6 protein-coding genes and 2 pseudogenes are annotated in these 8049 nt (G+C 58.5%); 7 read left to right on the forward strand and 1 reads right to left on the reverse strand.

What is annotated here, in order from left to right:
• Nucleotides 1-320: 320 nt before the first annotated feature.
• A complete protein-coding gene (locus BM177_RS15235) occupies nucleotides 321-3623 on the forward strand; it encodes an Ig-like domain-containing protein (protein ID WP_139223656.1) in 3303 nt (1100 codons plus the stop codon).
• A gap of 623 nt (nucleotides 3624-4246) precedes the next feature.
• Here BM177_RS15235 and BM177_RS15240 read toward each other — a convergent pair.
• A complete protein-coding gene (locus BM177_RS15240) occupies nucleotides 4247-4735 on the reverse strand; it encodes a GNAT family N-acetyltransferase (RefSeq protein WP_091685208.1) in 489 nt (162 codons plus the stop codon).
• Between BM177_RS15240 and BM177_RS15245 the strand changes: the two are divergent.
• From BM177_RS15245 to BM177_RS15270, 6 genes and pseudogenes are all read left to right on the forward strand, one after another.
• A pseudogene (locus tag BM177_RS15245) lies at nucleotides 4735-5448 on the forward strand (replication initiator protein A); the annotation flags it as partial. The gene BM177_RS15240 and the pseudogene BM177_RS15245 overlap by 1 nt on opposite strands.
• A pseudogene (parA, locus tag BM177_RS15250) lies at nucleotides 5445-6050 on the forward strand (ParA family partition ATPase); the annotation flags it as partial. The pseudogenes BM177_RS15245 and parA, both read left to right, overlap by 4 nt.
• A 29-nt stretch (nucleotides 6051-6079) precedes the next feature.
• Nucleotides 6080-6274, forward strand: coding sequence for a hypothetical protein (locus BM177_RS20745; RefSeq protein ID WP_091685236.1), 195 nt, complete (start codon nucleotides 6080-6082; stop codon nucleotides 6272-6274).
• Nucleotides 6271-6792, forward strand: coding sequence for a DUF2840 domain-containing protein (locus tag BM177_RS15260; RefSeq protein ID WP_091685211.1), 522 nt, complete (start codon nucleotides 6271-6273; stop codon nucleotides 6790-6792). The genes BM177_RS20745 and BM177_RS15260 overlap by 4 nt, the downstream gene beginning before the upstream one ends.
• Nucleotides 6789-7331, forward strand: a complete 543-nt coding sequence (locus BM177_RS15265; protein ID WP_091685213.1) for a S26 family signal peptidase — start codon at nucleotides 6789-6791, stop codon at nucleotides 7329-7331. Before BM177_RS15260 ends, BM177_RS15265 begins: the two co-directional genes overlap by 4 nt.
• Before the next feature lie 190 nt (nucleotides 7332-7521).
• Nucleotides 7522-8049: lytic transglycosylase domain-containing protein (locus BM177_RS15270; RefSeq protein ID WP_139223657.1), on the forward strand; the 528-nt coding region annotated here is incomplete at its 3' end.

The raw sequence follows: 8049 nt of genomic DNA on the forward strand, positions 1-8049 counted from the left end.
AGCCTTTGGCAAAGCCGGTGCGGTTCACTCACCCACGTGCATGAAGCCTTCCGCTTGGAGCACCCACGTGATACCCAGCAACACACCTAGAACGAAACGGCGCCGCCCAAGATTGTTGTCAGTTCTTATATACCGCATCGGCGGCAGCCAACCCTAATGTCCCGTCAAGCTTTTGGCCAAACATCAGAACGTTACGATTTGTGCTAAGCAAGCCGCCCACTTGAAGCTCATACCGGATGGGGCATTGCGTAGATCTGGAATGGCCTTATTATGTCCGCCTACCTCTAAAACGTCTACATAATTATTTAAGGATAAATTATATGATCAGACGTTTAATCAAAAATTTCTTTGTGGACATACTTCACTGTGTGCTGGTCGCGATCGCAGTGGGCAGTCCACTCCTTCTTATCGCACATCCATGGACGGCTACCGCCGCCACGGCGAACGGCTCTACGCTAAACACTCATGCCGTTATGGTAGACGATACCGACAAAATTGTCTCATGGGTATCGAACCAAGACCGAGCATATGATACTGTTGTGTCTCTTGCATGGGACTACCTTTTAAACAAAGTTCCGAATGACCCGAGCACCGGCCAACCCGCATATTTTTCACAGTCGTATCTCAATCCAGACACCCAACAAATGGCGGGATGGCCGAACAATCCTGCCGGTATGTTCTCCATGCTCATCGAATCGGCGATGTCGTACTATCAATATTCGGGAAACTATGCGGTTATCACGCTCGCACAGCGTCTTGCCGATCAGGAGCTTACCAGCGGCATGACGCTTTCGAATGACAACTGGCCAAATGTCCAATATGCAAGTGGCGACGCCGGGTCACTCACGTATCACGGAGCGTCATATGGCGACTCAACCGGTGTGGGCGACGGTGTTGGCATCATCGAACCTGACAAGGTCGGCGAATTCGGCATCGCCCTTATCAAACTCTACGAACAAACCGGCAAAACTGCCTACCGCGACGCGGCTATAAAAGACGCCGACGCCTTGGCCAATCACGTCCGCGCGGGAAGTTCCTCACAGTCACCATGGCCGTTCCGCGTCAATGCGCAGACAGGCGCTATCCGCGAACAATACAGTGCGCACGTGATTTCGCCCATCGAACTATTCGACGAGCTCATCCGCCTCAACCTCGGCAACGTAGCGAACTACCAGCGCGCCCGCACGACCGCATGGAATTGGATGATGACCTACCCGATGATTAACAACGCGTGGTCGGGATACTTCGAAGATGTCTCTGTCCAGGGGGACACGAGCAATACAAACCAGCTCAATGCTATGATGACGGCGCGCTATTTACTCCGCAATCCACAGACCGATCCGAACTGGGAGACACATGTACGTGGGCTCATTTCATGGGTCGAGTCGACCTTTGGCGTAAGTCAGTTTGGCGCCTTCACCATCGAAGAACAGCAAATATTCATGTTCGCAATGGGCAGTCACACCAGCCGCTACGCGGAAGTCAATGCACTTTTATATGAGAAAACAGGTGATGTGTCAGCAAAAGAGAAAGCATACCGTTCATTCAACTGGGCGACCTACATGGCGCGCTCGACCGGCGTTGTCATCGACGGTCCATCAGTAAATAATCAATGGTTCACGGATGGATACGGGGACTACATCCGTCATTTCATGATCGGTATGGGTGCGTCCCCGGATTGGACTCCGATTGGACAGACACACCTGCTTGAGTCGAGTTCGGTCGTGTCAAACATCACCTATACAAGTTCACAGATTACCTACACTACCTTCGACCCCAGCGGCATCGAGGAGATCGAAGTCGCAAGTGTACCGATAGGCGTTACGGCAAATGGCGCCCCGCTCCCTAAACGAAGTGACCTTGCCGGGCAGGGCTGGACCATCACACAGAATGTCTTGCGCATTCGTCATGATAGTAGCGGAATCATTATGATCGAGTTTAATGGAGTACCCATCAATCAAAATCCCTCAATTACCCTCATTTCTCCTTTGAACAACGCTACAGCAACCTCCCCTGGCAGTTTTTTATTGCAAGCAACAGCAAGCGACCCCGATGGCACGGTTAACAGGGTTGAGTTCTACAGCAACGGCTTTCTCGTCGCCACTGTCGCATCACCTCCGTACATATACACGTTGAGCAGCTTAGCAGAGGGTACTTATAGCCTCTCAGCACGAGCATTTGACAACCTCAATGCCTACAGCATTTTAGCCACGGCGCTCGTGACGGTTAGTAACCCTTCGTCAACCTCCACCTCCCCTCCCGTATACGAGACAGTCTGGAATACCACAACTCCTTCAAAATCGACGTCGTCCTTCAATGTCCAGGCTGGAGATCTCCTCGTGGCTACCGCCATGACAGAAGACTCGAGTGTCAGCGTGAGCATCTCTGGAGGCGCTCTTAACTGGATACAACAGCAGGTTGTTAGTGTTCCGAGCTATGGCTGGGTCTCAATCTGGACTGCCGCCGTCGACGCCAATAAGACCATGTCCATCACGTTCACAAGAGAGGGGGGTACGGGGAACTACGGCGGAAATATCTTCGCGTTCCGCAACGCAATTATTGGGGCAAGTAGCAACACAAATGGTTTCGGTTCTTCGACACTCAACTTCACCACCACACAGACCAACTCCGCTATTGTCGTTGCAAATGTTGACTGGAACGCTGTCTCAGGTAGTTCCCGCGTGTGGAGGACAAACGCCGGAGCGTTCACGGAGAAAAGTTACGCCAATGTTTCTGGAGCGTACTCGATCTACGGCGGCTTCCATCAAAACGCAGGAGCGTCCGGCACTTATGCGGTCGGTCTCTCTGCTCCGGACGGAGAGAAATACTCGATCGCGGCGGTGGAGGTGAAGGGAACCGCTAGTGCTGTGAACACTGCTCCTCCGATAATTTCTGGTGTCACCACGGGAAGCATCAATCAAAATGGCGCATCCATCATATGGACCACTAATGCACCCGCTACATCTCGCGTCGAATATGGTCTCTCTACTAATTATAGCAACACTACGGCCGTCAACTCAAGTCTTGATACCACCCATACGCAGGTAGTAGCAGGGTTAAGTGCGGGGACCCTATATCACTTCCGCATTCACTCAATAGATGCGGCGGGCAATGAGGGCATTTCGTCTGACTTTACTTTTGCTACTCCCATGCAATCCGACACCAAATTTCTTTTCGGAGATCAAGAGATTGAATCCCAGGTTGATTACAACGCATTAGGGTCAGCCGAAGCATTTCAGACAACGGCAATTTCCTCTGGAACCGTGCGCGCGATATCGGTTTATGTCGATGGCTCATCGACTGCAAGAACCCTGATTGCCGGGATTTATGCTGACTCGGCTGGCCACCCCGGCCCCTTGATTACACAAGGAAGTAGCGCCGCGCTCACAGCTTCAGCATGGAACGCCGTTACAATTCCCGGCGCGAGTGTGACTGAAGGTCAGCCCTATTGGATCGCAGTTTTGGGCATAAACAGCGGACAATTGAGCTTCCGAGATGGTTCCGGTGGCTGCAAAAGCGAGGTAAGCGCGCAATCAGATTTGACCGCTTTGCCATTGAGCTGGATGACTGGTGCTATTTATCCTTCTTGCCCACTCTCGGCTTATGGCTCAATAGGACCGTAGGGCTGCGATATGGACGGTTGGACCTGCCGTTGCACGCTTCATAGGGCATTGTCACGACGGGCCTTTTGTGGGCATTTGTTACGTTGCCTAATTCCAGCGCGCGAAACTATCCAGATGCTTGATTTATCAAGCTGCAGCGACGGCTTCGCGCCACGTGTTTATCGGAAAGCCCAACGCGTCCTTGCTGAAGTAAGATTGTGCTGGATGTAAAAGATCTTATGGACGCCGATCGAGGGTCAGATTTCGACGCCGATTGACACACCAAAGCCGAGGGATCCTTGCCTCGATCAGCATCTCCGTGGCACCGCACTGCACGGACAGACACAGCTTCATCGCTCGATTCGGGTGACCCTGGAGAACGGCTTTCAGGTAGAAGCCCGAGTTCTGCAGGTTCAGGTGCTAGCTGTTTGGTCCCTAGGAGATCGTGATGCTAAGCTGTGTCGTGAGGCGGAGGAAGCGTTATGGAGGACATTCTTCATGGAAGCGCCCGAACAACGCCGCGAGTTCGAGCCGAACTCCAAGAGCCTCTGTCGGGGGTATGTCCCAGCCAAGTGGACGCATAGCACTGAATGCCTCCGACCCTCCAGGGACGGTCATACCGATGAGATTGGGCTGCGTGACCATCACCGCTCAGAGCTCCCTGCCGCCATGCGCATTGGCAGCACCAGCCGGAGCGAGTCGGGCAGCCGCACGAACCCATGGGCCGCGTAGAACCCGGCCGCAACCTCGTCCAGCGCGTCGACCACGACCATAGAGGAGCTGACCGTGCCGACGCTGTCGAACGCGCGCCGCAACGCATCCGCCAGCAGCACGGCGCCAAGCCGTTGTCCCTGACGTTCCTTCGCGACGGCCAGGCGACCGATCAGCGTGGCACACACCAGCGGGTAGCGCGGGACGTGCTTGCGAGCCGCCTCGGGCACATCGCCCTGCGAGATCGCCATGGCGCAAAGCGTGTAGTAGCCCAACACGTGGGTCGGCTCGCCGACCTCGCTCAGGATGAACACGGCATTTGCCTTCCTGCGCACGTCCTGGCCAGCCTGCGTCTTGAGATAGCGATCCAAGCTTTCTACCACACAGGTAAAGCTGCCTTGATCGTGCTCCTCCTCGAGCATGGACGGAACGCGCCGACGGCCACGGCCATCCCGGCGGAATCGAACTGATCATGCCGGACCGGTTCTATCGCGCCGTCCTCGACGACGCGCTCGTGCTCACCATCGATCGCGACTATTTCGCGCTGTCGGGCGGAATGGAGCGCTGGCTCTATCGTCTCGTGCGCAAGCACGCGGGCCGGCAGCCGAGCGGTTGGCGGTTCGATTTCCGCCATCTCCACATCAAATCGGCGAGCCTGTCGCCGTTCAAGCGCTTCGCTTTCGAACTGCGCGACATCGCCCGCAGGCAGCCGCTGCCAGGCTATCGTCTGATTGTCGAGCGCGAGATCGGCGGGCGCGAGCTGCTGGTTTTCATGCGGGCGGAATTGTCCACAGGCACCTGTGGACAAGCTGTGGAAAGCCTCGTGCTATCGGGAACCGGGAGTGTCGTGCCATCAGGAACCCGAGCCTCGTGCTATCAGGAACCGAAACCAGCCCTAAGGCACTGGCAAGATGAAGAAATCCGCGCCCTTAACTTAGAATCTAACATAGAGTCTAACGTTACTGCTGCTGGCGCGGACAAAAGCGAACCTGATCCGCGGCATCCCGCGAAGGGAAAGCGACGCAATCAGGGACAAGCACAGCGCACGTTTTTCCGTAAAGCAGCGTCTCCCAAATCCGGTCCATCGATAACGTCGGAGCTTGCCGTCACTTTGAAGCCGGGCGGCGCGTCATGATCGTCGCTTTGCTGAACCAGAAGGGCGGGGTCGGCAAAACGACCCTGGCGCTTCATCTCGCCGGCCAGTGGGCTCGCCAAGGTCAGCGCGTCACCCTGATCGACGCCGACCCGCAAGGATCGGCCCTGGACTGGTCCGAGCAAAGGGCTCGCGAGAATCTGGGCCGCCTCTTCGGCGTCGTCGGCCTTGCCCGCGACACCCTCCATCGCGAGGCGCCCGAGCTCGCCCGTGACGCCGATCACGTCATCATCGACGGGCCGCCGCGCGTCGCCGGGCTGATGCGCTCGGCCCTGCTCGCCGCCGATCTTGTGCTGATCCCGGTCCAGCCATCGCCATTCGACGGATGGGCCTCAAGCGAGATGCTCAAGCTGATCAGCGAGGCGCGCATCTTCCGCCCACAGCTCGTTGCGCGTTTCGTGCTCAACCGGTGCGATCCGCGCACGATTATCGCCCGTGAGACAGCCGAGACGCTGGCCGATCACGATCCGCCGGTCCTCGCCGCAACCATCGGTCAGCGCGTCGCCTTCGCCGACGCCGCGCGCACCGGCCGTCTCGTTTTTGACTGGGACGAGCATAGTCCAGCCGCAAGGGAAATCACGGCGCCGCCCGTCCCGGCGACGCCGAAAGCTGGATCAAGGCCCCTGACATTCCGCCGGCCGCTCCCGCCAGGGCCGATGTTTTCTCGGCCCGCCTCACCATCGACGTCACGCCGGAGCTGCGCGGCCGCATCAAACTCGCCGCCTTTCGGCGCAGCGTCACCGTCGCCGACATGCTGCGCGAATTGCTCGCGCGCGAATTCCCTCAATCTCCCGGAGACGAACGATGAGAAACGCCGCGCTGAAACATGCGCAAGATCGAGCGACGCCCGCCGTCGATGCGGCCGACGCGCTCACGCATGTCGAGCTGACTTGGATCGAGAAGAAAATCGAACATTGGATTCGCTTCGGCGAGCCTGTCGCAGAGAGGATTCTCGACCGCCGCCACCGGATCGTCAGCTTCCGTCCCGGCGATATTTTCGCTTTCGTCCGCTGGGCCTCAAATGATTTCGGCACGATCGCTTCCCGCATCGACGTCGTGCGCGCGGTCGTCCCGGGCGAACCCTATCAGACGCTTCCCTTCGTCCGTCCCGGCGGTGAAATCCTGCTGCGCCTCGACAGCTGGCCCAAGATTCAGCGCGCGCTGCAGGCGATCGACGCGGTGGAGGCGATAGAGCTCGACCCCGTCGATGTCGCGCCCGATCACTGGCGTCACGTTCACAGCCGCCTGACCGTCGGTCATGAGCCGCGGGCCTATACGCGGGCGCAGCACGACGCCTGGCTGTTGCGCCGGAGGGCGCAGCCATGAGCCGCCGCCGATGGGTGTTGGCGACTGTTTTGGCGAGCCTCGTGGCGGGGTCCGCAGCCTTGGTCCATCCGTCTCCGAAACTGATTTGGAACGCCAGCGCGAGCGCCCCGATCGGTCTCTACGCTTTGCGCGCGGCAAGCGATCTTCGCGAGAGCGACCTCGTCGCCGTGATTCCGCCGGAGCCTGTCGCGCGCTTTCTCGACGAACGCGGCTATCTCCCTCAGGGCGTCCCGCTGATGAAGCGCATTCTCGCGCTTCCGGGTCAGATGGTCTGCCGCGAAGGCGTCCGCATCTCCGTTGACGGCGCGGCCATCGGAGAGGCGCAGGCCCGCGACCGGCGCGGCCGCGACCTTCCGGAGTGGCAAGGATGCCGGCGCCTCGCGGATGCTGAGGTCTTTCTCATGAATCCGGTCTCAGACAGCCTCGACGGGCGCTATCTCGGCCCATTTCCCGCAAGCTCGATCATTGGCCGCGCGGCCCCTCTCTGGACCGACGAAACAGGCGACGAGCGCTTCGTCTGGCGCGCGGCGACGCGCTGAGCCGTTACCGCCTCGAGTAGAAAAGAACGCCTTCATGACTTATAATGCGAGATGCATTCGCAAACAGCGGCGAACCGTTCGGTTTCGCGCGGCAACAGTACCGGGTGTCAGCGCGATCAAATGCCTGCGTCCGTTGAGACGTGATTCGGGCCTTGGTCGAGCGATCGCGATCACGACGTTGATTGCGCTCATGAACGCGCCCGGCGTCCGATTATTCGCGGCCGCGGCGACCGCGCAAATGCTCCCCGCAGCGCATGCAGCCCCCGCCGATCCCTTCGCGGATTTCGTCCTCGAAGCCTCGCAGCGCTTCGGCGTCCCGGCGGATTGGATACGCGCGGTGATGCGCGCCGAAAGTCGCGGCGAGTGGCGCGCGACGTCGCCAAAAGGCGCGATGGGCCTGATGCAGATCATGCCGTCGACCTGGACCCTTCTGCGCAGCCGGTTCAATCTCGGCGCCGATCCTTACGATCCCCGTGACAACATTCTTGCCGGCGCGGGCTTCCTGCGAGAGCTCTGCGACCGCTACGGCTCGCCCGGGTTCCTGGCGGCCTATAACGCCGGGCCCGGCCGCTACTGTCCGGCGTCAGCGCCCATGAGACAAATCGGGGTATTTTCTGAAGGGAGATTTCTGGTTCATCTTAGCCCATTCAGGAGCGCAGATGAGACAGAAATCCGTGCCGGCGAAAGCCCCGGCAGAACAGCTTGTGAAAGATATTCG

This window comes from Methylocapsa palsarum, from assembly GCF_900114285.1.
Taxonomy (GTDB): domain Bacteria; phylum Pseudomonadota; class Alphaproteobacteria; order Rhizobiales; family Beijerinckiaceae; genus Methylocapsa; species Methylocapsa palsarum.

Coding starts and splice junctions, on each gene's coding strand:
- BM177_RS15235 (WP_139223656.1), top strand. CDS start 321: ATGATCAGACGTTTAATCAAAAATTTCTTTGTGGACATACTTCACTGT.
- BM177_RS15240 (WP_091685208.1), bottom strand. CDS start 4,735: ATGCTCGAGGAGGAGCACGATCAAGGCAGCTTTACCTGTGTGGTAGAA.
- BM177_RS15260 (WP_091685211.1), top strand. CDS start 6,271: ATGAGAAACGCCGCGCTGAAACATGCGCAAGATCGAGCGACGCCCGCC.
- BM177_RS15265 (WP_091685213.1), top strand. CDS start 6,789: ATGAGCCGCCGCCGATGGGTGTTGGCGACTGTTTTGGCGAGCCTCGTG.